The organism is Streptomyces sp. NBC_00306 (assembly GCF_036169555.1).
In the GTDB taxonomy this organism is placed as follows: domain Bacteria; phylum Actinomycetota; class Actinomycetes; order Streptomycetales; family Streptomycetaceae; genus Streptomyces; species Streptomyces achmelvichensis.
The window spans coordinates 6,413,380-6,439,016 of sequence record NZ_CP108032.1; the positions used below are offsets into that span (position 1 = coordinate 6,413,380).

Consider the following 25,637-nt stretch of genomic DNA (forward strand, 5'->3'; position numbering starts at 1 on the left):
TCGAATCGTCTGAGGGGCCGCGCTCCGGCGGACCCGGTGAAACGGGGGTTGGGGCTGATCGCGGTCACGGGCTCAGCACATCCCCGCGGGTACGGACGTGTTGCAGCGGTTGCCGCTGAACTTGTTGGTCGCGCCGCCGGCGGCATTGGCGAGGTCGGCCTTGCCGTTGCCCGTCACCCGGTTGTTCTCGATGACGTTGTCGGTGTTGGCCGCTCCCACGAAGCTCTGGAACAGGACGATGCCGCCGGACAGGGGCGACGTGCCCACGTTGTCGGTCACCTTGTTGTGGCGCACGACGGTGGCCTCGGAGCCGGTGAGCACGATGCCGGAGCCCTGGAGGAAGGGCAGCCGGGCCGTGGCCGGGCAGTGCTTGTTGTTCTTGCTGACGTCGTTGCGTGCGATCGTCATGGCGCCGGCCGCCGGCTTCGACTCGTCACCCACGACGAAGATGCCGGCGCAGTTGGCGGTGATCTCGTTGCGGAGCACGGAGAGGTTCCGGACCCGCCGCACGGTGATGCCGATGCGGTTGTCCGACAGCCGGTTGCCGGCGACCACCGCACCGCCGATGTCGGTGGCGCCGCCCTCGCTGTCGATGGTGTTCGCCAGGAAGATCCCGGCGTCACCGTTGGAGCGGGCGGTGTTCTCGCGGAACACGCCCCGGGTGGAGCGCTCCTGGGCGAGACCCCAGGTGCCGTTCTTCTCCGCGGTCACCTTCCGGACCGAGAGCCTGTCGGTACGGGTGGCCCACAGACCGTTCTTCGCGAAGCCGCTCAGCGTCAGAGAGCGGACGGTGACATCCTTGACGGGCTTGCTGTCCGTGCCCCGTACGCAGATGCCGCTGCCGATCTGCGCGCAGGCGTTGGCGGCCCGCGTACCGGCCGCGGCGGGACGGATGACGGTGGCCGGGCCGGCGCCCCGCAGGGTCAGACCGGACGTGGTGACAAGGACGCTCTCGCGGTAGGTGCCGGGTGCGACGAAAATCGTGTCGCCCGGCTTCGCCGCGTCCACTGCTGCCTGGATGGATTCGCCCGGATGGACCGCGCGCATGGTCGCTCCGGACGAGGGGGCGGCGGCGCCCAGTCCCGAGACCATGACGACTGCGGTGCATGCGAGGCACCTGATCTGTCGTTTCGTCATGAGCCGAAGCTATGGGTGATCATTCGGGGCCGCCACACGGAGTGAGCGGATGGATACACCGCGTGCGGCGACCGGGTGTTTTCCGCCCCGCGCCGGTACGGCTGAGAAAAACCCGTGGCGGCGGAACGGCGGTCCGGGCTAACGTGACGGCGTTCCCGCGGTGGCCCGCTGTCGCCGCGTCAGGCCGAGCATGATCCGGGAGGTGTGAACGATGGCTGTCATCGCGCTGGGCGCTGCCCTCACTCAGATGTTCATCCACTCCACCCCCGTGGTCTCCGGCTGACCTCACCTCACTTCTCCGCGCCAGTGCGCGCGTGCCGGGGCCACCCCTGTGAAGGGTCACCCCTTGTCTTTCTCTCCGTCCCACTCTTCTCTTCCGTCGTCTTCGTCGTCTTCTTCGCCGGTCGCGTCGTCCTCGCATCCACTGTCGGCCTACGGCTGGGACGAGGGCTGGGAGGCCGAGTTCGCTCCCTACGCCGAGCAGGGTCTGCTGCCCGGCCGTGTCGTACGGGTCGACCGTGGCCAGTGCGACGTCGTCACGGCCGACGGCCCGGTCCGGGCCGACACGGCGTTCGTCACCCCGCACGATCCGCTGCGGGTCGTCTGCACCGGTGACTGGGCGGCCGTCGACCCGGACGGCGATCCCCGGTTCGTCCGGACGTATCTGCCGCGCCGGACCGCCTTCGTACGCTCCACCTCGTCCAACCGCTCCGAGGGGCAGATCCTCGCCGCCAACGTCGACCACGCCGTCATCGCGGTCTCGCTCGCCGTCGAGCTGGACCTCGGCCGGATCGAGCGCTTCCTGGCGCTCGCGTGGGAGAGCGGGGCCCAGCCGGTCGTGGTGCTCACCAAGGCGGATCTGGTGCCGGACGCGACCGGGCTGTCGTATCTCGTCCAGGACGTCGAGACGACCGCGCCCGGCGTGCAGGTACTGACCGTCAGTTCGCTGACCGGCGACGGCATGGACGTGTTCGGTGCCGTCGTCTCCGGTGGTACGAGCGTGCTGCTCGGGGTCTCCGGCGCGGGCAAGTCCACCCTCGCCAACGCGCTCCTCGGCGAGGACGTGATGGACGTGCAGGCCACCCGTGACATCGACGGCAAGGGCCGGCACACCACCACGACCCGCAATCTGCTCGTCCTGCCCGGTGGCGGTGTCCTCATCGACACCCCGGGGCTGCGCGGTGTCGGGCTCTGGGACGCGGAGGCCGGCGTCGGCCAGGTCTTCGCGGAGATCGAGGAGTTCGCGCAGCAGTGCCGCTTCCACGACTGCGCCCACGAGGCGGAGCCGGGCTGCGCGGTGCTCGCCGCCGTCGAGGACGGCTCACTGCCCGAACGCCGTCTCGACAGCTACCGCAAGCTGCTCCGGGAGAACCGCCGCATCGTCGCCAAGACCGATGCCCGGCTCCGCTCGGAGATCCTGAAGGACTGGAAGCGCAAGGGCGCGGAAGGGCGCGCGGCGATGCAGGCGAAGCGCGGGCGTCTGCGCTGACGTCGGCTCGACGGGTCCCGACGGGTCCCGGCGGGTCCCGAGGGGTCTCGAAGGGTCCCGACGGGCAGGGTGCGGCGCGCGGTCTCCGCGCGCCGCACCCGGTCAGTCCAGACCCCAGCTGTGGATCTTCCTGGGGTGGATCCGGATCAGCTCCTCACTGAAGTGCGGGCCCAGCTCGTGCGGTCCGGTGAGCAGTTCGGCCTCGCCCCTGATGTCCACACCGCGCACCTTCCACGGCCTCAGGCTCACGATGTCGTCGACGACGAGCGCGACCTTCGGGTTCGCCTGGAGGTTGCGCCACTTCTTGGTGGTGGCCAGGGCGTATCCGCCGACCAGGATCGTGCCGTCCTCCTGCGGGAAGAAGCCGACCGGGTTGGCCTGCGGCTGGCCCTTCGGATCGACGGTCGCGAGCCGCCCCAGCCGCTGGGACGCCAGGTAGGCACGCTCGGCATCACTGAATTCGGTCATGCCGCCCAGCCTCACACGCCGGGCGTGCCCACCGCATCGGATCAACGGTCCACGGCTCCCGGCCCCCACCTCAAGCCGGCAACCCCCACCGCGGCGCCGGCGCGTTCGGCCGTACCGGCACGATCCGCAGGTCGGGGCGGTCGCCATGGGCCGTGATCAGGGCCGACTCGCCCTTGGGCAGACGGATGCGGATCGCCCCGTCGCCCTCCGGCTCCCAGTGCAGCCGCCGCCCGTGCCCGTCGCGCACCTCGACGGGTCCCTCGATGCCGTGGCGTACGACGCAGGGCGCGCCCGCCTCGCTCCGCAGCCGGACCCAGCGCGTCCTGCCGTTCTCGCGGACCGCGCTGAGCAGGAACGCCCCCTGCGTGCGGAAGTCGTGCACGACCAGCTCCCGCCAGGCGGCCGGCAGCGCGGGGAAGACCCGGATCACCCCGCCCCACGACTGGCAGACCATGTCGTGCACCGACTGGGACGCCGACAGCGGCGTCTCGATGACCGGGCCGGACTCCTTGTACATCGTGTTGGCCTGGATGAAACGGCTCATCAGCTCGCCGAGGTACCTGAGCGCGTCCTCGCCCTTGCCCAGCAGTGCGGACATCGAGGCGGCCCCGGTGAAGGTGTAGCCCTGGAGGGCGCCTTCGAAGCTCACCCAGTGGTCGAGGGACTTCTCGATCAGGGCGCGCTCTTCGGGTGTGCGGCCGGTGACCTCGTACAGCGGATAGACGGCCAGCAGATGCGAGTAGTGCCGGTGCGACGTCGCGAAGGGGACGCCCGCGCCGATCATGTAGCCGTTCGCGTCCGCCGGATACGGCACCAGCCGCGCGAGCACCTCCTGCCAGCGGGGGGCCAGGGGGTCGACGACGCCCAGTTCCGCGGCCGAGTCCAGCAGGGTGCGGCAGCCCCAGCGCAGCAGCATGAGGTCGTAGTTGCAGTCCGGGGCGTCCACGCCGTACTCGGGGGAGAAGGTCGCGGGCAGATGCAGCTTGCCGTCCGCGCCGGGGGTGAGGAAGTGCAGGTAGTAGTTGACCGCCTTGCGCAGCAGCGGGAACAGGGTGTCGCGCAGGATCGACCTGTCCATGGTGTGGCGGTAGGAGAGCCAGACGTTGTGCAGGGCCCAGGTGAGGTTGCCGACCTCGGGGGTCGGCGGGTTCTCGCCGGGGATGCCGACGCCGTACCCGTTGCCGGTCGGTGTCGCGCCACCGTTGACGAGACGGGTGTCGGTGGTGCGGGGGATGCCGGCCGAGTCCGCGCGGTAGGGGGCGGCGACCTCGGCGGTCAGCTGGGACCTGAACTCGCTCAGCGCCCGGGTCACGGCGTCGAGTTCGAGATGGTTGGAGCCGTGGATCAGCCAGTACTCCAGCTGGACGTTGAGGTTCCACCAGGTGTTGGGCCAGGGAGTGGATTCGAGCCAGGGTCCGCAGGTCGCCATGACGGGCGCGTCGCGCCGGGCCGCGGACGCCGTCTTGTACAGCTGGATCCAGTGGAAGCGCTGCAACCGGGCATCGGGCAGGGACAGGAAGCTCTTGCGGTAGAAGCGGTCCCACCAGGCGCGGTGGGGGAGTGCGAGCACGTCGTACGGAACGGCCGAGGCGGTACGGACGGCGCGCAGCGCACGGTCGCGGGCGGTCGCCTGCGGGAAGGAGTGCTCCACACCGACGTAGAGGGTGCGCCCGGCGCCCCGCCGGTGGGCGCGTTCGCGCCAGGCGGTCACATGCTGGCCCCCGGCCAGCAACGGCTGGACCGCCGCGGTCAGTTCACCGTGGTCCTCCACGACGGCCGGCGGATTGCCGCGGTATCCGTCGGGCAGCGGCTTGAAAGCGGCGCGCGGACTGATGGCCTCGGCCGGGTGGAAGACCCAGCGGATGTCCCGCTCGCCCGCGCTCGGGGTGATCTCGACGGCCATGACGGAGGCCGTGGTGTGGATGAAGGCACGCAGCCGCACGGTGCCCGCGGTGGTGGTGAGCGTGCCCGTGAGTTCCGCGTCGCGCAGTCGCAGCCGCCAGTCGAGGCCGGTGATCGTGCCGACCGGCTCCAGGGTGAAGTGGCCGATGGGCAGCCGGGCGAGACCGAAGAGCGAGCCGAACTCCGGCCGGTGGTCCTGTACTTCGGAGTGCTGGACGTTGAAGCGCACGGCGTTTCTGCCGGGTTCGGCGTAGATGCCGGACCCGAGGTGGCCGTTGCCGAGGTAGGGGCCCTCGTACCAGGTCCTCGGCATCTTCTGCCAGACGAGGTCGGCGTCGTCCAGGACGGTGCGCCAGCTGTCCTCGGGCGCGGTGACGGTGGCCGCCGCGTCCACGGGCGGGGCCGGGGCGGGAAGCGCGGCGGCAGGAGGGGCGGCCGGACCTCCTACGGTCAGTGCACCGCCGACCGCGGCCCCGGTGGCCAGCACGGACCGTCTGGACCGTGGCTCGACGCCTCCCGCCGCGTGCGCGGCCCCGACAGGAGATGAGTCAGGTGCGGTTGCCATGTCGCCTCCCGGCGGCTCGTCTGTCAGGCGCGTCCATTCATCCGAGCTATCCAGGGAGGGAACGTAGGGAAGTGGCGGGATGCCGTCAATAGACCGAGAGAGATCCGATGTGTCTCTGCCCATCTGCATCCTGTTCACGACCGGCGATGCCGGGCGGTCAGCCCCAGACGACCGCGCCGAGCCAGGCGCCCACCACGAGCAGCGAGGCGAACAGCTCCACCAGCACACTCGTCCCCACGGCCCGCATCACCGCGCGGGTGGACGCGGCCGCGGGACCGTGCCCGCCGAGTCGCCGACGCTCACTCAGATAGATCCCGCCGATGAACCCCGGGATCGAGCCCACCACGGGCAGTACGACGAAACCCAGCAGCGCTCCCGTGCCCGCCCAGACGGCCAGCTTCGGCATCACGCCCACCTCGCGGATCCTGCGTGGTGGCAGCTGCCACACCACGACCTGGTCGACGATCAGCACCACCGTCGACGCCACCAGAAGCGTCCAGGCCAGGCCCGTCTGCACATGCAGGGACCACCAGAGCATCCCCGCCCACACCAGCCAGCGCCCCGGCACACCGGGGACGAGCACCCCGACCAGACCCAGCACCATGACCAGGCCGACCAGCAGGAGCTGCCACACGCTCATTTGCCCAGCGTGCAGGATCGGGATCATTCCCGCAGGTCGCGAGCCACCCAGCCCTTCGCGTACGCATGCCAGCCGAGCTGCAGACGGGTCGTTACCCCGGTGAGCTCCATGAGCCCCTTCACCCGCCGCTGGACCGTCCGCAGTCCCAGGTCCAGCTGCTTGGCCACCCGTGCGTCCGTCATTCCCGCGAGCAGCAGCGACAGGATCTCCAGATCCGTCGCGTCGGGGCCCGACGACACCTCCTCGAAGGAGCCGCCCACCGCGCCCAACCCGAGCCGCAGCGGCAGCGCCTCCCGCCACACGGCCTCGAACAGGCCCATGAGCGAGTCCAGCAGGCCGCTGCCGTGGACCACCAGCGCGGCCGGGTCGGCCCCGCGGCCCGTCAGCGGAACCATCGCCAGGGTGCGGTCCGCGACGACCAGCTTGGTCGGCACCCGGTCCACCACCCGTACCTGCTCGTCGCGGCCCAGTGCGGCGGTCAGCTCCGTGACCCCGCCCGGCGCGGACAGCACCTCGCGCTCGATCACCGCGCGGTAGGTCACCCCGCGCCGCGCCGCCTTCTCCTCGGCGTCGTTGTCCGCTCCGGTGATCAGGACCGGATTTCCGGTGACCAGGGCACAGACCTCCTCCGTCGCCCCGAGCTGGAGCTGGACGAAACGGTGCGCGACCGCACTCGCGCCCGTCACCACCTCCACCAGGTCGTGCACGGCCGGCTCGGCGGCCTCGGCGCGGTACTCCTCGGCCAGCAGTGCGGCGGCCAGTTCCGCCTGCTCCAGCTCGTGCCGCTGCTGGGTCAGCAGGGCGCCCAGGGCCACCCCCGGAGGCGCCGCCACCCAGCGGCCGGTGCGCGCCGACGACTGGGCCGCCAGCCCGTGCTGTTCGAGCCGCCGCAGCGCCCGCTCCGTCACGGTCTCGGGCAGCGCGAGCCGATGGGCGAGATCGCTGACCTCCGCCGCCCCGAGCGCCACCAACGCGCGGTACGCGGACTCCTGCTTCTCGTCGAGACCTATCGCTCCCAGCACCAGAACCCTCCCCGGACGTGCACTTCCTCGCCGCGTTGGCGGAAACCGGCCACGGCGTGTTCCCGCCGCGCCCATCATCCCTGCACCACCCGCCGCTCTGCCAATGTGGCGCCACCGCAGCACCAACAGCCTTCGGCATCAGTGCCTTTGGTGTGCACTTGTGCCGAATTCAGATGGGGAGAGCGATGCGCCTGATGACGCGTACGGCCCTGGGGGCGGCCACCGCCGCCGTTCTGGCCGTCACGGCGGTCGCGCCGTCGACGGCCGCCGGGCGGCCCGACGACGGTACGACAGGCAAGAGACCGCTGACCGGCAGCGGGTCCGCCGCCGCGCAGGCGGAGCGGCCGGTCACCGTGACCCTCGTGACCGGCGACCGGGTGGCCGTGAGCCGTGACCGTTCCGGAGCACCGTCCGCCACTGTCCTGCCCGGCGGTGACGGAACGGCTCCGCTCGTACAGACCCGCCGGTCCGGCCAGGACCTCTACGTCTACCCCGAGGGCGCCGCCGCGGCCCTCGCGGCCGGCACGGTCGACGAGGAACTCTTCAACGTCACCGGCCTGGTCCGCCAGGGCTACGACGACGCCCACTCCGCCACCCTGCCGCTGATCGCCGTGTACGGCACGGACGTCTCCCGCTCGGTGCCCGTCGTCCCCCGGGGCGCGCGCCGCGGCCTCGTCCTGAACGCCGTCGACGGCGTCGCCCTCCAGGCCGACAAGAAGCAGGCCGCGCACTTCTGGTCCGACGTCACCGCCACCCGCTCGCGCGCCGCGTCGGGGCTCCGCAAGCTCTGGCTGGACCGCAAGGTCGAGGCCACGCTCGACCGCTCCACGCGTCAGATCGGCGCCGACCTCGCCTGGGCCGCCGGCTACGACGGCAAGGGAACCAGGATTGCCGTGCTCGACACCGGCGCGGACGCCGAACACCCCGATCTCGCGGGCCGTATCGCCGAGGCGAAGAACTTCACCGACTCCGACTCCGAGACCGACCGCCAGGGGCACGGCACCCACACCCTCTCCACGGCCGGCGGCTCGGGTGCGGCGAGCGGCGGCAAGAAGAAGGGCGTCGCGCCCGGCGCCGCACTGCTGAACGGCAAGGTGCTCAACGACAGCGGCTCCGGCGCCACTTCGTGGATCATCGCCGGAATGCAGTGGGCCGTCGACAACAAGGCCGACGTCGTCTCCATGAGCCTCGGCAGCCCCGAACCGACCGACTGCACCGACCCGATGAGCGTCGCCGCGGAAGAACTCTCCCGCAGCGAGGACACGCTGTTCGTCGTCGCCGCCGGCAACGCCGGTCCCGCCCTCAACACCGTCTCCTCGCCGGGCTGCACTCCTGGCGTGCTCACCGTCGGCGCCGTCGACCGCGACGACTCCACGGCTTCGTTCTCCAGCCGTGGCCCCGCGCCCGTCACCCACACCCTCAAGCCGGAGATCTCCGCGCCCGGCGTCGCCATCTCCGCCGCCGCCGCGGGCGGCCGCGGGGTGTACGCCTACCAGGCGATGTCCGGCACGTCGATGGCGACGCCCCATGTCGCGGGCGCCGCGGCCCTCGTCAAGCAGCGCCACCCCAACTGGACGGCCCAGCAGATCAAGGCCGCGCTCGTCTCCTCCGCCACGACCGCCGTCCCCGGGGACGTGCGTGAGACCGGCGGCGGGCGGCTCGACGCCAAGGCCGCGATCTCCACGACCGTGACCGGTGCGCCGGCCGTCCAGGGCGGCACCTTCAACTGGCCCCAGGACAGCAGCGACCGCACCACCGTCCAGATCCCTTACACCAACTCCGGCGACAAGCCGGTCCGGCTGAGCCTGGACGTCCGGTCCGTCACCGGCAACGACGGCTCCCGCATCCGCTCCTCGCTCGCCCGCCTCGGCGCACGGTCCGTCACCGTCCCGGCCGGCGCCACGGTGAAGGTGCCACTGACCCTCGACCCGTCCGCCCGTATCGACCGCGCCCAGTACGGCGACATCACCGGCCGCGTCGTCGCCACCGCGTCCGGCGTCGGTGTCTCCACCCCCTTCGCGCTGTACGTGCAGCCCGAGACCGTCACCCTGCGCGTCAAGCTCGTCGACCGCTCCGGCAGGCCCGCCGGGGGAGCGTCCTCGCTGGACGTCATCGGCACCGACGACGCGAGCGGCGAGCGGCGGTTCAACGACGGCGCCGCCGACCAGGTCTACCGGTTGCGGCCCGGCGCGTACTTCCTGTCCTCGTTCGTCGACTCGCCCGACCTGACGGTCGGCTACCTGGGCCGTCCCCAGCTCGATCTGACGAAGGACACCACGGTCGTCCTCGACGCCCGCAGGGCCCACCGGCTGAGCGTGCGGACCGACCGCACCAGCGAGAGCCGCACCGTCACCCTGGGCTTCGCCCGCAGCTGGGACGACACCTGGCTGCACTCCGGCAGCATCTCCGGCAACCGGCTCGCCGCCGGCTACTACGCCGACGTCCAGGGCCGCGCCGAGGACGGCGAATTCGAGTTCGCCAGCTACTGGCGCGCCTACGCCCCGCAGATCGAGAAGCTCTCCGTGGCCGGCGGACCCGCACTGCACCCCGTGGTCGCGAGCCTCGGCTCCGTCAACCTCGACGGCACCGGACAGGCCTCCGTCGTCGACGCCGGCACGGGCACACCCGAGGAGCTCCGGGCCGCGGGCGCCGACGGCGCGTTCGCCCTGGTCGAGGTCCCCGACACCGACGCCGACATCATCACGCTCGCCCGCAACGCGAAGGCCGCGGGCGCCAAGGCCGTCATCGTGCACCGCCCGTCCGCCGGGCGCTGGCTCCCGTCGACCGGCTTCGGGACCGCGCCGCACCCGGTGCTCGGCCTGGAGGCCGCCGAGGCGAAGGACCTGCTGACGCGGCTCGCGGACGGCCCGGTCACTCTCCGTTGGAAGGCCACCGCCGCGAGCCCGTACGTCTACAACCTGGCCTTCCCCGAGACCGGCCCGGTCACCTCGGACCGCACCTACCGGGTGCGCGACAGCAAGCTCGGCCGCAACGAGTCGACGTATCACGCCATGGGTCTGAAGGCCGACTACTCCGACTCCATCCTCGCCCAGCGCCCCAGCGGCGCGACGGCCTCCGCCTCCGGATTCGACCTGGTCACCGTCCCCGGCACCCGCACCGAGTACTACACCGCCGGTGACACCTCCTGGGACCACTACGTCTCCTCCAGCTTCCCCTGGGGCGAGTTCCTGATCGACGAGCCGCGCACCTACAGGGTCGGCTCGGTGCGCAAGGAGAGCTGGTACGGCGGGGTCCTCGCACCGGCCGCCCCGCGCGACACCACGGGCCGGCCGGCGCTGGCCGGTGAACGTCAGGGCAATCTCCTCGGCGTGGCCCCCGCGTTCTGGGGAGACGCCGAACACGCCGGCATCGCGGGCTCGTTCGGTGACATCGGCAGCATGCGGCTGAGCCGTGACGGCGAGCAGATCGGCGAGAGTCCGTACCCGTTCGGGGTCTTCGAGGTCCCGGCGGACGAGGCGGCCTACGAACTGTCCCTCGCCACCACCAAGATCGGGCAGCCCGCCGCGGTCTGGAAGCGTTCGACCGAGGTGCTGACGACCTGGAAGTTCCGCTCCCGGCTGGACGAGAACGTCTACTCCCAGGGCCTCGGGCTCCTGTTCCCGCACTACGGCCTGCCCGAGGACGGGCTCAAGACCCTGCCGGCGAAGGACGGACAGAAGATCGCCCTGAGCGTCACCGGGCACGCGGGCTACACGCCCGGCGCCCTGACCGCCGCCAAACTGTCGTACTCGTACGACGGGGGCGGGACGTGGATCCAGGCGTCGACCGCCCGTAAGGACGGAGCCTGGACCGCGACCGTCGACCACGCGGGCGCGGCGGGCCGGCCCGTGACCCTCAGGACCGAACTGACGGACGCGCGCGGCAACTCCGTCACCCAGCTCGTGGTCGACGCGTACGCCGTGCGCTGACCACGAACGGGTCCGCCGGGCGTTCTTCCCGTGGGGGGTTGAGGCGCCCGGCGGACCACTTTCGTCGCGTTCTTTTTGTGGATGCCTCGTTTTCGTACCGCCCTGGCGGTGGACAATAAGGGCATGAGCCAGCAGGGGGAGAGGCCCACCACCGAGAACGACTGGTGGAACCGGCTGTACGACGAGTCCGCCCCGGACACCGGCCCGGCGACGAAGCCGGGCGACACCTTGGACGACCGTTTCGACTCGGCAGCGGACGCGGTCTCCGCGCCCGGGCCCGCCGCCGATCAGCCGGACCGGCCGAAGGCGTGGTGGGAGACGGACCCGGCGGACACGCTGGAAGTCCCGGGCCTCCCGGAGGGCTTGGCCGACCCGGCCCCGGCGGCGGGCGGCCCGTCCGGCGACGCGCCCCCGGTCGGCCCGGACAGTCCGGACTGGCCGTTCACCGCCCCGGCCCGGCAGGAACCGCGGCCACCCGCACCCCGCCACGCCGACGAACCCCGGGCGTCCGCCCGGCCGGCGGCGCCCGAGCCCGGACTGCCGGACCGCCCCGACAGGCCGCCGGCGTCCACCGACGACCGGTCGGCGGGGCCCGGGTTCGATCCGTACCGGCCGGGGGGCTCGTCCTCCCGTCCGCCATGGCCGGCGGACGACAGCGGGCCGGCCGCACCCGGTGCGCCGCCTGTGCCCCCGTCACCGCCGCGCCGGCGCGCTCCGTGGGAGCCGCCTGTCGTACCGGCACAGCCGCAGTCCTCGCCTCCCGAGCCCCGGTACGCGCCTGCGGCCCAGGAGGAGGCCGAGCCGCCGGAGCCCCGGTACGCGCCCGCACCCGTCGCCGTCGAGGTACCCGAGCCGCCTGTCGCCCCGCCCGTTGCCCCGCCGCGCCCCCGCGTCGACCACATCGGGGACGGGCCGCCCACCTACGACCCCGAGCCCACCGCCCTCCCGGCCGTCGGCCCCGACGAGCTCGACGACCTGGTCGCCGACACCGTGCTCGACGGCGCCCGGTACGGCACGTACACCCTGCGCGCGGCGTCCGTGCGCGGGGACTCCGCCCGCTTCCGGGGGGAGCCTCGGCGCGACGCCCTGCTCACCGCCCGCTTCGGCAGCGGACCCGCCGCACTGCTCCTCGTCGCCGTCGCGAGCGGCGCCCGCGCGACCGAGGGTGCCCATCTCGCCGCCGCCGACGCCTGTCGCTGGATCGGCGGAGCGGTCGGCCGCAGTCATGCCCGGCTGTCGGAGGACATCCGGGCGGGCCGGCGCGGCGACCTCAAATCCGGTCTGCACCGGCTCACCGACCGCAGCCTCGGCAAGCTCCGGGCCGGCGCCGCGGCGCGGGGCGTGGAGCCCGAGGACTACAGCGCCGGTCTGCGCTGCCTTCTGCTCTCCGCCGACCCCGACTGCCGTACCCGCGTCTTCTTCGGGGTGGGCCCCGGCGGCCTCTTCCGGCTGCGCGACGGCGTGTGGCAGGACATCGAGCCGTCCGTTCCCGAGCCGGCGGCCGTCACCGGCGCTCCCGTGGTCGGGTTCGGCTCCGTACCCGCCGGGGACGGAAGGGACGGGATCCAGGGGAATCCGCTCGCCGGCATCCCCTCGGAGACCCCCGCCGGCGACCGGCTGACGATGGACCTCGGCATCCCGACGCCCCCGGCCCCCTACGTCGAGGCACCACCACCGCCGCCTCCCGAGCCGTTCCGCTTCCGGGCCTCCGTGGCCCGCCCGGGTGACGCGCTCCTGCTGTGCAGCCCGGGCCTGGCGGAACCGCTGCGCGGCGAGCCCGCGCTCGCCGACGAACTGGCCGGACGCTGGGCATCCGCCGGACCGCCGGGCCTCGCGACCTTCCTCGCCGACACCCAGGTGCGGGTGAAGGGCTACGCCGACGACCGTACGGCCGTCGGCGTCTGGGAGGCGTAACCCGCTGCGCCATGGGTTGATGGACCTCCGGGCCGTCAAGCCGAGAAGGGTACGCATCCATGGCCAAGCAGAACGTCGCGGAGCAGTGCGTCGACATCCTCGTCCGCGCCGGTGTGCAGCGGCTGTACGGAGTCGTCGGCGACAGCCTCAACCCTGTCGTCGACGCCGTCCGGCGGCACGACAACATCGAGTGGATCCACGTCCGGCACGAGGAGACCGCCGCCTTCGCGGCGGGCGCCGAGGCACAGATCACCGGCAGGCTCGCGGCTTGCGCCGGCTCCAGCGGCCCGGGCAGCCTGCATCTGATCAACGGGCTGTACGACGCTCATCGCTCGATGGCCCCGGTGCTCGCCATCGCCTCGCACATCCCCTCCGGCGAGATCGGGCTCGGCTACTTCCAGGAGACCCACCCGGACCAGCTGTTCCGCGAGTGCAGCCACTACAGCGAGCTGATCTCCAACGCACGGCAGATGCCCCGGCTGCTGCAGACCGCGATCCAGAACGCGATCGGACAAAGTGGTGTCAGTGTCGTGGCACTCCCCGGCGACATCGCGTCCCAGCCCGCCCCGGACAAGACGATCGAACACGCACTGGTCACGACCTTGCCTTCGGTACGCCCCGGGGACGCCGAGATCGACAAGCTGGTCCGGATGATCGACGAGGCGGACCGGGTCACCCTCTTCTGCGGAAGCGGCACGGCGGGGGCGCACGCGGAGGTCATGGAGTTCGCGGAGCGCATCAAGTCCCCGGTCGGTCACGCCCTGCGCGGCAAGGAATGGATCCAGTACGACAACCCGTTCGACGTCGGCATGAGCGGACTGCTCGGCTACGGCGCCGCCTACGAGGCGACGCACGAGTGCGACCTGCTGATCCTGCTGGGCACCGACTTCCCGTACAACGCCTTCCTCCCCGACGACGTCAAGATCGCCCAGGTCGACGTCCGGCCCGAACACCTGGGCCGCCGCTCCAAACTGGACCTTGCTGTCTGGGGCGACGTACGGGAGACGCTGCGCTGTCTCACGCCGCGGGTCCGGGTCAAGTCGGACCGCAGGTTCCTCGACAAGATGCTGAAGAAGCACGCCGACGCGCTGGAGGGCGTGGTCAAGGCGTACACCCGCAAGGTCGAGAAACACCTACCCATCCACCCGGAGTACGTCGCCGCGGTGCTCGACGAACTCGCCGACGACGACGCCGTGTTCACCGTCGACACAGGCATGTGCAATGTGTGGGCCGCGCGCTATCTCTCCCCCAACGGCCGGCGCCGGATCATCGGTTCGTTCACCCACGGCTCGATGGCCAACGCCCTTCCCCAGGCGATCGGGGCGCAGTTCACCGACCGCGACCGCCAGGTCGTCTCGGTGTCCGGCGACGGCGGATTCTCCATGCTGATGGGCGACTTCCTCACCCTCGTCCAGTACGACCTGCCGGTGAAGATCGTCCTGTTCAACAACTCCGCACTCGGCATGGTGGAGCTGGAGATGCTGGTCGCCGGTCTTCCCTCGCACGGCACCACCAACGTGAACCCCGACTTCGCGGCCGTGGCCCGCGCGGCGGGAGCGTACGGGGTCCGGGTCGAGAAGCCGAAGCAACTGGCGGGCGCCCTGAAGGACGCCTTCCGTCACAAGGGCCCGGCGCTCGTGGACGTGGTCACGGACCCCAACGCCCTCTCGATCCCCCCGAAGATCAGGGCGGAGATGGTGACGGGGTTCGCCCTGTCGACCAGCAAGATCGTGCTGAACGGCGGGGTGGGCCGGATGCTCCAGATGGCCCGCTCGAATCTGCGCAATGTGCCGAGGCCGTAGGGCCTGTCCGCAAGGCCTGTTGTGGGATCAGCCCCGCACCCTGACCGCGGCCAGGAGGGTCTCGGCGGCTGCAGTGCGGGCGTAGAGCACGGAGCGGCCCGCGCGGTGGGCGCTGACCAGGCACGCGTCGCGCAGGGCTGTCAGGTACTGGGACACCCCGGCCGCCGAGAGCCCGGTACGGCGTGCCAGGTCGGTCGTGGAGGCCGGAGTCTCCAGTTCGGTCAGCAGCCGCGTGCGTGAGCGGCCGAGCACGGCGGCCAGGGCCTCGGTGCCGGTGACGGGCCGGGACTCCCACAGCAGGCCCACATCCCGGGCCGGATAGGCGAGTTGGGGTGGGTCGGGCAAGGCCACACGGGTGCGCAGACCGGGCCCGGTGAAGGCCGAGGGGATCAGCACCAGCCCCGCGCCCGCCGTCGCACGGGTCAACGGCTGCTTGCGGCGGGCCAGCCGCAGGGCGTTGTCGTCCCAGCTCACCGTGGCATGCAGGTCGTTGAGGAGATGGCTGGTGCCGCGCTCGGCGACCTGGCGCGCCCGGTGGAAGACATCGGCGTCCAGCACGGTCCGGATCCGGGCCCAGTACGGGGCGAGTGCCAGCTCCCAGTAGGTCTCGACCGCTGCGGTGACCTTGGGCAGAAGGGCCCGCGGGTCGGCGTACAGGGCCCGTGCCCGGGGGCCGAGACCCCCCTGATGCCGGGCCAGGTGATCGAGGTCTCCGCGTACCCGGTCGACGGGTGCGGCGCGGATCGCGGCCAGTTCCGCCGCCAGCACCGGGGCCGGGCCCACGGGTGCGGGGTTGAGGAAGTCGGGCACGTACCCCGACGGCGGGATCAGCTCGGCGAGCCAGCCCCGGGCCGGCCCGGCGGCCGCCGTGCGCGGCCGCACCTGTTCCACCCAGGGGTGGTGCACGGGATGCGTGGCGGCCGACTCCAGCAGTCGGAAGCTGGGTGTGATCTCCCACATCGGCGAGACGGCGAACCGCAGCTGCGCCAGATCGTCCGCCGAGAACGCCAGCTCCTGCAGGGGTACCACTCCAAGGATTCGGACATGCCTTAATCGATGGTCCATGAGTCTATCCGGCGGCGATCCTTGCGGCATGACAACGGAGACGATCACCGCAGCGGCATCGGGCAGTTGGACACTCGGGGACCGTGTGGTCCACCGGATGGGGTTCGGCGCGATGCGCCTGACACAGGAGGGCGAGGCGTTCGCGGCCGATGCCCGCCCGAGCGACCGTGGGCGTGCGATCAGCGTGCTGCGCCGCGCGGTCGACCTCGGGGTGAACCACATCGACACCGCCGCCTTCTACTTCTCGGCGCTGCGCTCCGCCAACGAACTGATCAACCGGGCGCTCGCCCCCTACAGCGACGATCTCGTCATCGTCACCAAGGTCGGGCCGGGCCGGGGCCCGTCGGGCTCATGGCTGTCCCATGCCACCCCGCAGCAGCTCCGCGGCCAGGTCGAGGAGAATCTGCGCCAGCTCGGCCGCGACCACCTGGACGTGGTGAACCTGCGCATCGTGGGGACCGATTCGATCGCCGAACGTTTCGGTGCCCTCGCCGAGCTGCGCGAGGCGGGGCTCATCCGCCACCTGGGCCTGTCCAACATCCGCCCTCATCACCTTGCCGAGGCTCAGGCCATCGCACCGGTGGTCTGCGTCCAGAACATGTACGGCATCGGCGCGTCGCCCGAACAGGAAGCGCTCCTGCGTACCTGTGGTGAACAAGGCATCGCCTTTGTGCCGTTCTACTCGATCGCCGGTACGGGCCGCGAGGCCGGCGTGACCACCGACGAGACCCCGCAGGTCCACACCATCGCCCGCGCCCACGGTGTGAGCGCGGCGCAGATCCGGCTGGCGTGGACGCTGCACCGCGGCCCCCATGTGCTGGCCATCCCCGGTACCGGCAACCCCGACCACCTGACCCAGAACGTGGCCGCCGGAGCCCTGGCTCTGTCCGACGACGAACTCACCGCCCTGGACTCCCTGCACCGCGTAGCGTGAACCCGCCACGGCTCACCATGGACCGGCGGCCCGGACCGCCGCGACCGCCGCCACAAGCGGCCGTAGCCATTCCGACCACGCGCCGACTGCGGCAATGGGCGTACCTCGCCTCCCACTTCTGTGCGCAAAGTCCGTCTCCTGGGAGTGCTTGACCCGGCCCGATGAGTGGCGCGGCGTGGTCGGGGCAATGCTTTCCGTGAACACTTTCGAGGTCGTTCCGGAGTAAGGGGCTGTTCCGACGTGCGGGTGGGGATGATGAGTGGGCGTCAGGGAGGAGCCGGAGCCGGTGCGGGTGGGCACGGCGGCGATCCGGGAGCGGAGGCGGCGACGGGCCGGCTGCGGCGGCGATTGGGCTGCGCCGACCTCAGAGCCGTCCCCGAAGTCCGGCAGGTATTACGGGAGTTGCTGCACCACTGGCAGGGGTCCGACAGAGCGCATGTCGCGGAACTGCTGACGAGCGAGCTGGTGACCAACGCGCTGATCCACACCGATCACGGCGCCGTGGTGACGGCGACCGTGGCATCCACCACCCTGCGGGTGGAGGTGCGTGACTTCATGGCGGGACTGCCCGTGCCGAGCCACCCCGAAGTCCATCTCGGGACCCACGGACGGGGCTTGATGCTGGTGCAGAGCCTCGCGGACGCCTGGGGCGTACGGACGCACAGCATGGGCAAGGTGGTCTGGTTCGAGCTGCACGAAAGGCCGGCCTGAGGGTCGGGCCGGCCTTCCGGGGCTGTGCCACTCAGCCGAACTGCTGCTCCAGATCCTTGAGTTTGCGCTCCAGCGAGTCCAGCCGCGGCAGCGCCTGGGTGTCGTCCTCGGCGGTGAGGTCGACCGTGCGGGGCTCAGTGCCGTCCGTGCGGACGGCCTGGAGGGAGGGCCGGGAACGCAGCGGCAGCTGTCCCGGCTCCGTTATGGCAGGCTCCGCGACGGACCCCGATCCGCCGGTGACGGCCGGTGCGGAGGCCGAGCCGGCACCGAGCGCGGGTCCGCCCGCCGCTCCGAGGGCGGCCAGCTCCGGCTCGCGGCCGGTGCGACTGCGGCCCCAGGCCCGGTGCTGTCGGTTGAACGCCCTGATGCGCGCCCGCTCCAGCTTCTCCCGGTCCCGCCTGCGCAGACGGTTCTGTTCCTTCTCGCGCCGGTCCTCGCGTACCTCCTCCACCGCCTCGTCCAGGGTGCGTACGCCTTCCAGCAGCATCAGCGACCAGGCGCCGAAGGTCTCCCGGGGGGCGCGCAGCCAGCGGACGATCCGGATCTGCGGCAGCGGACGGGGCACCAGGCCCTGTTCGCGCAGTGCTGCCCGACGTGTCTGCTTGAGCGCGCGGTCGAACAGGACCGCGGCCGAGAGGGACATGCCGGCGAAGAACTGCGGTGCGCCGGCATGGCCCAGACCCCGTGGTGCGTGGACCCAGTTGAACCAGGCCGCCGCGCCCGCGAAGGTCCACACCAGCAGCCGTGAGCCCAGGGCCGCGTCACCGTGACTGGCCTCGCGCACGGCGAGGACGGAACAGAACATGGCCGCACCGTCGAGGCCGAAGGGGACGAGGTACTCCCAGCCCCCGGACAGGTTCAGATTCTGCTGGCCGAAGCCGACCAGTCCGTGGAAGGAGAGGGCGGCGGCCACCGCGGCGCAGCAGAACAGCAATACGTAGGAGGCGGTGCCGTACACGGCTTCCTTGCGCCGGCGGCGTTCCTCGCTGCGTTCCCAGGAGTCCTCGGCCGCAGCGTGCCCGGCGGCCCGCTTGCCGCGCGCGACGACCGCCACCGCGACCAGGACTCCCACCAGCATCACTCCGGCGGGAAGCAGCCAGTTCAGCGATATGTCGGTCAGTCTCATGTGCGGTGTCCCTTGCATCTGCATCGCGGTAGGGCGTTTCGGCCGCCATAGTGGCCGAAGTCCTGGGGGAGGCAGAGGGTTTCGGGGCAAGAGAACGCCAACGGGGCCACACGGAGCACAGATAGGTGCGATTTACTCGAACGGCCGTATGTGAGGCGTGAGTTGAGTTCGATTTAGTCCACCCGGACGGGTGGCGTGGGTGGGCCGGGGGTCAGGCGTCGGCCAGCAGCCGGGTGATCCTGTCGGCGTCACACGTGCGCGGACAGGTCCCGCACGTCTCGTCCGGACGCAGTGTGTAGAACAGGCAGCAGCTCGCCCGGTCCCGGGTCGGCAGTTCCTCGCCCGCGGGCCCGGTGAGCACCCGGAAGCCGGGGGTGCCGACATACGGCTTGGTGGTGCCCGGCAGCAGCAGGTCCAGTTCGGTCATGGCGCGCTGTTCCTCACCGAACAGGCCCGCGATGTACCAGAGGCTCTCGACGACCTCGTCGGTCGCCATGCCCCACAGGGCCCGCTTCCCGCGCCGCATCCGCGGCCCGAAGCCTTCCAGGACGGGCCCGAGATGCCCGGCGACGGCGGCCCGCACCTCGTCGCGCAGGGCATCCTCGTCCGGCACGACCCGGGCGCCGGGCAGCGCGGCCGCGGGGTCCCCCGGCAGACAGGCGAACTCGGTCACGCGGACCGTCATGTGCCCCAGCACCCGCTGGAAGGACACGTGCTCGGGCGGCACCCGGGGAACCCGGCGGTGCAGGAACCAGGGCACGGTGATCAGCAGGCAGGCGGGCCAGGCGTAGCGGTGGAGTCCGAAGCTGGCGATCACGTCGGGCCGCGCCTGCTGTCCGTAGTCGCGCAGCACCTGCGCGTTGTCCCACGCCAGGAAGGCGTCGAGCGCGGGCCCGCCGTGTGCGAGATCACTCGCACCGACCCAGCCGCCTCCGACGGGGGACTGTTCGCCGTCCTTCAGCTCGCGCACGCGCAACCCGGAGAAGACCTCGGAGAGGCGCGTGTACGCGTCCTCGACGGGCGAGGTCAGGGAGGGCAGAAGTGCGGGAACGGCCATGCCGGGGACCACCGAATCACGATCGTTAGCAGGTTAGCCTTACCTTACCCGATGTGATCGATGTTTGAACTGGAGGCCGGTCCGCCTATCGTGCACCACGGGCCCCGCCATCGCAGGCCGGGCCAGGCCCAGGCCGGAGGAGGACCCGAGTGGAGCAGGCCCGAGCGCGCGACGCCGCGACCTCGCAGCCCCACGCCTCGGTGCGCATCCCCGGCCAGCAGGGACCCGAGGGCCGCCCCGCGTCCCACTCCTCGCCCCGTGTCCCGGAGCAGGCCCGCGGCGAGCACACCCACAGCGAGCCGCCGGCCGCGCACACGGTCCGGCGTCACTCCGTCCGCGGTCAGATACTCGACGCGCTGCGCACCGCGCTCGTCGACGGGGAACTGATGCCCGGCACCGTGTACTCGGCTCCGGCCCTCGGCGAACGGTTCGGCGTCTCGGCCACCCCGGTCCGGGAGGCGATGCAGCAACTGGCGGTCGAGGGCGCCGTCGAGGTCGTGCCCAACCGCGGGTTTCGCGTCATCGTGCGCTCCCCGCGCGAACTCGCCGAACTGGCCGAGGTCCGCGCCCTGATCGAGATCCCCGTCATGCTGCGGCTGGCACGTACGGTGCCCACCGCGCGCTGGTCCGAGCTGCGTCCGCTCGCGGACGCGACCGCAGCGGCGGCGGCCGTCGGCGACCGCGCGGCCTACGCGGACACGGACCGTGCCTTCCACCGTGCCGTCCTGTCCCTGTCGGGCAATCACCAGCTGGTGATGGTCGCCGAGGACCTCCACCGCCGCTCCCAGTGGCCGCTGTCGACCTCCCTGGTCAGCCGCCGGGCCGATCTGGTCGCGGACGCGGCGGAACACATGGCCCTCCTGGAGGCCCTGATCGCCCAGGACCTGACCGTGGTGCGGTCGCTGGTGCGGGAGCACTTCACCGGCGCGGACGGCTGACGGGACGTCAGGTCCGATGTGACCGGGATGCCGTCGCGACCCCCGGTGCTGCCGGGGTGGTGGGGACTAAAGTGATGAGCGGTACCGCTCGTGCGCGGTCACGTCCTCAGCAACGGGGGGTTCATCCATGACCGCGGAGTCGTCGGACTCGTCGGAATCGAATGAGTCGAGTGAGTCGAGTGAGTCGACTGAGGCGTCTGAGTTGTCTGGGTCGTCGATACCCGACGACGCATGGGAGCAGTTCCAGCGGGAGAGCGAGGGCCCCGCGCGGCTGAGAGCGCCCAAGGAGCCTTCGGCGCGGGCCCGGATCGTGGCCGAGCGGCTGCGGCGGGCCGACGAGGAGGCCGCGCGGCAGGGCCTCGGCAAGCGCCGCAGGGCGGAGCCCGACGCATGGCGGGCGTGGGCCTCACGGGATCGGGTGCACAAGCCTCGCAGCAGGGCCTGGGGACTGGTCTGGGTGGTGGTGGCGGTCGGGGTCGCCCTGGTGGTCATGAACCCCGGCCGTGCGCTGTCCTGGTTCTCGTGACCGTCCGCAGGTGACCGTTCTTCTCGCGGCATTCGCGAGGTCCGAGGCTCCGCCGCTTCTGCGGTCCGGGCGTCAGGAAGCCGGTGGCTCCAGCCCGGTCAGCAGTGACGCCACGTCGAGACCCGTCAGCAGGTACTCCTCGAAGGCCCGGTTGTGCAGCGCCCACGGTGAGCGCCGCAGCCTGACCCGGTCGATCGCCCCGGGTGCGTCGTGGCCCAGCTCGATCAGCGTCTGCGCGGCCACCAGCCCCGACCGGTTGTATCCGGAGTAACAGCGCACCAGCACCCGCCGCCGGCCGCGGACCGCGTCGGCCGCGACCTCCGCGATCCGGCGTACGCGGTCGATCTCCTCCGCGGTGAGCCAGTCGTCCGGGATCGGTACGACCCGGTGCTCCACACCCGGGGACGGGCCATGGCCCTCGCGGGTGTAGAGGCTGATCACCAGGTCGAACTCGCGGTCCACGACCACGTCCTGGTGGCCCTGCTCCCCGTCCGCCCAGACATGGCCGCCCATCCACAGGCCCGTCGTGATCTCGTCCCACCGGGACCGCGGCTCCGGAACGTCCCCTTCCCTGCGCCGCGTTCTCACCGGACGGACAGCCCGCTCATGCGGCGGGTTCCGGCTGGGCCGGGGACGGCTGCGGGGGGATGTGGGCGGCCAGTTGGCTCTCCAGCCACACCGGCACACCGCCCAGCAGCCGGAACAGCCTTCCCGCTTCCGCCCGGAGCCGGGACGCCTCCGGTTCCGGCTCGCAGTCGGCGAGCGCGGCGAGCGTCGGGGCCGTGCCGATCAGATACCCGAGCTCCTCGCGGATCCGCAGCGACTCCGAGAAGCCGTGCCGCGCCTCGGCCAACTCGCCCTCGCGCAAGGCCAGTCCGGCCTGATGGTGCCAGGTGAAGGAGAGCAGCAGGGTGTCGCCCTGCGCGGTGGCGCCGTCGTGCGCACGGCGGTACGCGGCGCGAGCGGCCTGCGGCGAGTCGGCGATGTGCTCGGCGACCAGCCCTCTGCGGAAGTCCAGCAGTGGCCGTCCCGGTGAGGTGGGCGCGAGCAGGGCGGCCGCGCGGCCGAGTGCGGAGCGGGCTTCGTCCGCACGGTCGCGCACCCCGAGCCGGGTGGCGGCGTAAGCCAGCCTGCCGCGCTCGCAGGCGGCCCCGCCGCGCTCCTCGTCGTCCCGGGCGACGGCCTCCGCGGTCCGCAGCGCGTCCTCGGCCTCGGCCCAGCCGTCGCCGGTGAACAGGCAGCGCTCGACGAGCAGTCCGGCACGTTCGAGCGCGGCCGCGGGGTCCGCGGCCCGCGGGGCGAGGAGAGCAGCCGCGTCGGTCCAACAGCCGCGCGAACGCAGCCGCCATACCGCGGTCTGGAGAGGATCGTCACCCGCAGTGGTTCCGTAACCAGACATGGCGGTATGCGCCACTATGCCCTCCCCGAGCACGCCATTGAGCTGTTGAGTAAGTCGCATCTCAGCATGGATGTGTACGCCGGGCCAAGAGGCTAGGTGAATGAATTCACAATCGCTCAGCGGGCGGTGGGATCGTGATATGCGCCGTCGTGGGGAGTGATCGACCGGGGCGCGCGGCCGGTGCGGCTACGGGGGCGGCCGCTGAGGTGTCAACCAGCTGGATCTTTCGATGACCGCCACGAGTGAAGCCGCCGACACGTCGCGGGGGTGACGGCCGCGCCCCGTGCCGAGGCGCCCGCCGGCAACGGATGCCGGCCCCGGATGCGGCATCGGGCGGGGATGCGGGTGGGGCGCGATCCGGCGGCGGGCGGGGCGAGTTCGTTGTCGGTCGGCCGCGCCCGGCAGGACGCGAGCGGGAAGTGCGGCCACGCGCCGAGCGGGTCTGGCCACCTGTGTCGGCGGGCCGGTCCCGGCCCTTCCCGGCTGCGGCCGGTCGGGCCGTCCAGCCTCGGCGAGCACCTTGAGGTCCGCCGCTCTGGGGTCGACCGGGAAGACCGGCGGGGGTTACAGCGGGGAGGCCGACTGCGAGCCGTGTCGGCGGGCCGGTCCCGGCCCTTCCCGGCTGCGGCCGGTCGGGCCGTCCAGCCTCGGCGAGCACCCTGAGGTCCGCCGCTCTGGGGTCGACCGGGAAGACCGGCGGGGGTTACAGCGGGGAGGCCGACTGCGAGCCGTGTCGGCGGTCCGGTCCCGGCCCTTCCCGGCTGCGGCCGGTCGGGCCGTCCAGCCTCGGCGAGCACCCTGAGGTCCGCTCCGGGGTCGACCCGGAAGACCGGCGGGGGTTACAGCGGGGAGGCCGACGGCGGGCCGGGGTCGGCGGGCCGGCTCCTGGGTCGAGTGCGTGGAGCGGCCTCGCCCGCCGGGCGGGAGGCCCGGCCGCGCGGTCGGGCGTGAACCGCGCCGCACAGGCGGCGGCGCCAACTTCCCGCGCCCGACGCCCCTTTCGTCTTCGTCCCGGCCCCGAAGCGTCGCCCGTCAGCTCATCCGCAGCGCCAGGAAGAAGTCCAGCTTGTCCTCGAGGCGCGACAGGTCACGACCCGTCAGTTGTTCGATGCGGCCCACCCGGTATCGCAGCGTGTTCACGTGCAGATGGAGGCGGGTCGCACAGCGGGTCCAGGAGCCGTCGCAGTCGAGGAACGCCTCCAGCGTCGGGATCAGCTCCGCGCGGTGGCGGCGGTCGTAGTCCCGCAGCGGGTCGAGGAGCCTGGCCGTGAACGCGCGCCGTACGTCGTCCGGGACGAACGGCAGCAGCAGGACGTGCGACGCCAGCTCGTGGTGACCCGCCGCGCACACCCGGCCGGGGCGCGCCGCCGCCACCCGGCGGGCGTGCCGGGCCTCCTCCAGGGCGCCGCGCAGTCCCTCCGCCGAGCTGACCGCCGCGCTCACGCCCAGCGTCAGGCGCCCGTCGTCCGCGAGGCCGGCCGACAGGGGGTCGCGTACGGACGACAGCAGGGCGTCCGCGTGCAGGCCCTCGTCGGTGGCCTTGGCGTCTTCCGCGTCGGGGTCCGTGGATACGGCGGGCAGCGGTACCAGGGCGATCGCCTCGTCACCCGTATGGGCCACCGCGATCCGGTCCGACGAGTCGGGTCCCGGGGCCGTGGGGTCGACCAGGATCTCTTCCAGCAGGGACTGGGCGACCGGGCCGGCCTCGATCGCCGTGGCCGCCGAACCCGGCTGGCCCGTGGACTCCTGGTCCCAGTCCACCCGGGCCACCACGACCTGCCAGTGGGGGGCGGCGCCGAGGCCGGGCAGCAGCACGGGCGCCGCCACCCGCAGACGCGCCGCGATCTCGGCGGGCGCGGCACCCGTCTGGACCAGTTCCAGAACCTCCTGGGCGAGCCGCCGCCGTACCGTCCGGGCCGCCTCGCGGCGGTCCCGCTCGACGGCGATCAGCTGGGTCACGCCCTGGAGCAGGTCCAGCCGTGCGGCGGGCCAGTCGCCCGCGTCGGCCTCCACGGCCAGCAGCCAGTCGGACAGGACGCTCTCGCGGACATCCCGGGACGCGGGCGCTGCTCCGCGGCCGGTGTTCCGGATCGGGAAGAGCGAGTACGTCGTACCGCCGAGTGTCGCCCGGTGCGGTCCACGGCGTCCCGTGCGGGTCGCGGCCAGATGTTCACCCGCAAGAGTGGCGCTCACGGAAGCGGGGAGCTCGTCGCCCGCGCCCGCGATCTGGCGGCCGGTGGGGGAGAGGACCCAGGCATGAAGGTCCAGGTCGGAGCCGAGCAGATCGAGGACGACCTCCGGTCCGCCGCCGGCCGGGCCGGAGGTCATCAGCCTTCTGTGCCTGTCTACGACGGCGGCCAGGTCGCCGGCCCGCTCGCCGGAGACCTGGCGGACGACATATTCCGTGATGGTTGCGAATGCAACGGATTCATTGACTGCAAACAAAGGGAGGCGATGGCGCGAACACGCCGCCGCCAGATCGTCCGGGATGTCGCCCATCTCGGCCTCGCCCGCAGCCAGCCCCGCGACCCCCGCGCCCGCGAGGATCCGTACGAAAGGCTCCGAGTCCTCCGCCGAATGCCGCCACGCCAGGCCGGTCAGCACCAGCTCGCCGCCCGAGAGATAGCGGCTCGGGTCCTTGAGGTCCGTCGTCATCACGCCGCGTACGCCGCGGTCGAGTTCGTCCTCGCCGCCGAGCAGCCGCAGCCCCAGCGCGTCGTTCTCCAGCAGTGCGCGCAGCCGCATCTCGTCGCCGCCGATCTGTCTCGTTGTTGCCGGTGGCCCGTGGCCAGGGTTTCCAGGGGAAAACAGTGGGGTTACCGAGCCGCACCTTTCGTTCGAATCTACAAGACGCGACAGGCGACCAGCCAACTCCTTCATGGTTTCGGTGACTGCACCGACCGGAGCACGCCCTTGTGTACTGAGGCCACACCGCGTTAACAGCACGTGAATAACCAGTCGAGGGCCGACCGTCCCGGGCCCGCTGAGACGAACGACTTCGATTCAGAAGAGA

19 protein-coding genes are annotated in these 25,637 nt (G+C 72.1%); 8 read left to right on the top strand and 11 right to left on the bottom strand.

What is annotated here, in order from left to right; all coding sequences use genetic code 11:
• Window positions 1-72: 72 nt before the first annotated feature.
• The gene (locus OHA05_RS28550; RefSeq protein WP_313943424.1) at window positions 73-1,137 is read right to left on the bottom strand and encodes a right-handed parallel beta-helix repeat-containing protein; all 1,065 of its coding nucleotides are present in this window, start codon (window positions 1,135-1,137) and stop codon (window positions 73-75) included.
• Between the two features lie 346 nt (window positions 1,138-1,483).
• Between OHA05_RS28550 and rsgA the strand changes: the two genes are divergently transcribed.
• Window positions 1,484-2,626, top strand: coding sequence for a ribosome small subunit-dependent GTPase A (gene rsgA / locus OHA05_RS28555; protein WP_328862084.1), 1,143 nt, complete (start codon window positions 1,484-1,486; stop codon window positions 2,624-2,626).
• A gap of 102 nt (window positions 2,627-2,728) precedes the next feature.
• Here the strand turns inward: rsgA and OHA05_RS28560 are convergent, their stop codons facing one another.
• From OHA05_RS28560 to OHA05_RS28575, 4 genes are all read right to left on the bottom strand, one after another.
• Window positions 2,729-3,094, bottom strand: coding sequence for a PPOX class F420-dependent oxidoreductase (locus OHA05_RS28560; RefSeq protein ID WP_327679064.1), 366 nt, complete (start codon window positions 3,092-3,094; stop codon window positions 2,729-2,731).
• Between the two features lie 70 nt (window positions 3,095-3,164).
• The gene (locus OHA05_RS28565) at window positions 3,165-5,480 is read right to left on the bottom strand and encodes a glycosyl hydrolase family 95 catalytic domain-containing protein (RefSeq protein WP_443043849.1); all 2,316 of its coding nucleotides are present in this window, start codon (window positions 5,478-5,480) and stop codon (window positions 3,165-3,167) included.
• 238 nt (window positions 5,481-5,718) lie between these two features.
• Window positions 5,719-6,201: a DUF456 domain-containing protein gene (locus OHA05_RS28570; protein WP_313943421.1), complete on the bottom strand. Its 483-nt coding sequence runs from the start codon at window positions 6,199-6,201 to the stop codon at window positions 5,719-5,721.
• A 23-nt stretch (window positions 6,202-6,224) separates the two neighbouring features.
• Window positions 6,225-7,223: a helix-turn-helix domain-containing protein gene (locus tag OHA05_RS28575; protein WP_313943420.1), complete on the bottom strand. Its 999-nt coding sequence runs from the start codon at window positions 7,221-7,223 to the stop codon at window positions 6,225-6,227.
• Window positions 7,224-7,408: 185 nt separating this feature from the next.
• Here OHA05_RS28575 and OHA05_RS28580 point away from each other — a divergent pair, with 185 nt between their 5' ends.
• From OHA05_RS28580 to OHA05_RS28590, 3 genes are all read left to right on the top strand, one after another.
• Entirely contained in the window at window positions 7,409-11,152 is a 3,744-nt protein-coding gene (locus tag OHA05_RS28580; protein ID WP_328862086.1) for a S8 family peptidase, read from the top strand.
• Between the two features lie 123 nt (window positions 11,153-11,275).
• Entirely contained in the window at window positions 11,276-13,066 is a 1,791-nt protein-coding gene (locus tag OHA05_RS28585) for a protein phosphatase 2C domain-containing protein (RefSeq protein WP_328862087.1), read from the top strand.
• A 59-nt stretch (window positions 13,067-13,125) separates the two neighbouring features.
• The gene (locus OHA05_RS28590) at window positions 13,126-14,868 is read left to right on the top strand and encodes a pyruvate dehydrogenase (RefSeq protein WP_328862088.1); all 1,743 of its coding nucleotides are present in this window, start codon (window positions 13,126-13,128) and stop codon (window positions 14,866-14,868) included.
• Between the two features lie 27 nt (window positions 14,869-14,895).
• Here OHA05_RS28590 and OHA05_RS28595 read toward each other — a convergent pair whose 3' ends face one another.
• On the bottom strand, window positions 14,896-15,828 hold the full coding sequence (locus OHA05_RS28595) for a DUF5937 family protein (RefSeq protein ID WP_443043850.1): 933 nt from the start codon (window positions 15,826-15,828) through the stop codon (window positions 14,896-14,898).
• Window positions 15,829-15,961: 133 nt separating this feature from the next.
• On the opposite strand from OHA05_RS28595, the gene OHA05_RS28600 reads away from it, so the two are divergent.
• On the top strand, window positions 15,962-16,867 hold the full coding sequence (locus tag OHA05_RS28600) for an oxidoreductase (protein WP_328862090.1): 906 nt from the start codon (window positions 15,962-15,964) through the stop codon (window positions 16,865-16,867).
• Between the two features lie 255 nt (window positions 16,868-17,122).
• Window positions 17,123-17,578: an ATP-binding protein gene (locus OHA05_RS28605; RefSeq protein ID WP_328862091.1), complete on the top strand. Its 456-nt coding sequence runs from the start codon at window positions 17,123-17,125 to the stop codon at window positions 17,576-17,578.
• A gap of 31 nt (window positions 17,579-17,609) precedes the next feature.
• On the opposite strand, the gene OHA05_RS28610 is transcribed toward OHA05_RS28605, so the two are convergent.
• Both OHA05_RS28610 and OHA05_RS28615 read right to left on the bottom strand, forming a co-directional pair.
• Complete coding sequence (locus OHA05_RS28610; protein ID WP_328862092.1) at window positions 17,610-18,704, bottom strand: DUF2637 domain-containing protein; 1,095 nt, start codon at window positions 18,702-18,704, stop codon at window positions 17,610-17,612.
• A gap of 211 nt (window positions 18,705-18,915) precedes the next feature.
• On the bottom strand, window positions 18,916-19,761 hold the full coding sequence (locus tag OHA05_RS28615) for a (2Fe-2S)-binding protein (protein WP_328862093.1): 846 nt from the start codon (window positions 19,759-19,761) through the stop codon (window positions 18,916-18,918).
• A gap of 149 nt (window positions 19,762-19,910) precedes the next feature.
• Here OHA05_RS28615 and OHA05_RS28620 point away from each other — a divergent pair, with 149 nt between their 5' ends.
• Together OHA05_RS28620 and OHA05_RS28625 are read left to right on the top strand one after the other, a co-directional pair.
• The gene (locus OHA05_RS28620) at window positions 19,911-20,699 is read left to right on the top strand and encodes a GntR family transcriptional regulator (protein ID WP_413777714.1); all 789 of its coding nucleotides are present in this window, start codon (window positions 19,911-19,913) and stop codon (window positions 20,697-20,699) included.
• 202 nt (window positions 20,700-20,901) lie between these two features.
• Complete coding sequence (locus tag OHA05_RS28625; RefSeq protein WP_313943412.1) at window positions 20,902-21,225, top strand: hypothetical protein; 324 nt, start codon at window positions 20,902-20,904, stop codon at window positions 21,223-21,225.
• A gap of 72 nt (window positions 21,226-21,297) precedes the next feature.
• Here the strand turns inward: OHA05_RS28625 and OHA05_RS28630 are convergent, their stop codons facing one another.
• From OHA05_RS28630 to OHA05_RS28640, 3 genes are all read right to left on the bottom strand, one after another.
• The gene (locus OHA05_RS28630; RefSeq protein ID WP_313943411.1) at window positions 21,298-21,813 is read right to left on the bottom strand and encodes a protein-tyrosine phosphatase family protein; all 516 of its coding nucleotides are present in this window, start codon (window positions 21,811-21,813) and stop codon (window positions 21,298-21,300) included.
• Between the two features lie 16 nt (window positions 21,814-21,829).
• Window positions 21,830-22,624 carry a hypothetical protein gene (locus OHA05_RS28635; RefSeq protein ID WP_327679039.1) on the bottom strand — a complete coding sequence of 265 codons (795 nt, stop codon included), beginning with the start codon at window positions 22,622-22,624 and terminating at the stop codon, window positions 21,830-21,832.
• A 1,032-nt stretch (window positions 22,625-23,656) separates the two neighbouring features.
• The gene (locus OHA05_RS28640; RefSeq protein WP_313943409.1) at window positions 23,657-25,369 is read right to left on the bottom strand and encodes a PucR family transcriptional regulator; all 1,713 of its coding nucleotides are present in this window, start codon (window positions 25,367-25,369) and stop codon (window positions 23,657-23,659) included.
• Window positions 25,370-25,637 lie beyond the last annotated feature (268 nt).

What these genes read in the sequence shown, in the direction of transcription:
- OHA05_RS28595 (WP_443043850.1), bottom strand. Translation starts at nt 15,828, where the DNA reads ATGTGGGAGATCACACCCAGCTTCCGACTGCTGGAGTCGGCCGCCACG.
- OHA05_RS28610 (WP_328862092.1), bottom strand. Translation starts at nt 18,704, where the DNA reads ATGAGACTGACCGACATATCGCTGAACTGGCTGCTTCCCGCCGGAGTG.
- OHA05_RS28550 (WP_313943424.1), bottom strand. Translation starts at nt 1,137, where the DNA reads ATGACGAAACGACAGATCAGGTGCCTCGCATGCACCGCAGTCGTCATG.
- OHA05_RS28590 (WP_328862088.1), top strand. Translation starts at nt 13,126, where the DNA reads ATGGCCAAGCAGAACGTCGCGGAGCAGTGCGTCGACATCCTCGTCCGC.
- OHA05_RS28605 (WP_328862091.1), top strand. Translation starts at nt 17,123, where the DNA reads ATGAGTGGGCGTCAGGGAGGAGCCGGAGCCGGTGCGGGTGGGCACGGC.
- OHA05_RS28560 (WP_327679064.1), bottom strand. Translation starts at nt 3,094, where the DNA reads ATGACCGAATTCAGTGATGCCGAGCGTGCCTACCTGGCGTCCCAGCGG.
- OHA05_RS28580 (WP_328862086.1), top strand. Translation starts at nt 7,409, where the DNA reads ATGCGCCTGATGACGCGTACGGCCCTGGGGGCGGCCACCGCCGCCGTT.
- OHA05_RS28570 (WP_313943421.1), bottom strand. Translation starts at nt 6,201, where the DNA reads ATGAGCGTGTGGCAGCTCCTGCTGGTCGGCCTGGTCATGGTGCTGGGT.
- OHA05_RS28600 (WP_328862090.1), top strand. Translation starts at nt 15,962, where the DNA reads ATGACAACGGAGACGATCACCGCAGCGGCATCGGGCAGTTGGACACTC.
- OHA05_RS28640 (WP_313943409.1), bottom strand. Translation starts at nt 25,369, where the DNA reads ATGCGGCTGCGCGCACTGCTGGAGAACGACGCGCTGGGGCTGCGGCTG.
- OHA05_RS28585 (WP_328862087.1), top strand. Translation starts at nt 11,276, where the DNA reads ATGAGCCAGCAGGGGGAGAGGCCCACCACCGAGAACGACTGGTGGAAC.
- OHA05_RS28615 (WP_328862093.1), bottom strand. Translation starts at nt 19,761, where the DNA reads ATGGCCGTTCCCGCACTTCTGCCCTCCCTGACCTCGCCCGTCGAGGAC.
- OHA05_RS28635 (WP_327679039.1), bottom strand. Translation starts at nt 22,624, where the DNA reads ATGTCTGGTTACGGAACCACTGCGGGTGACGATCCTCTCCAGACCGCG.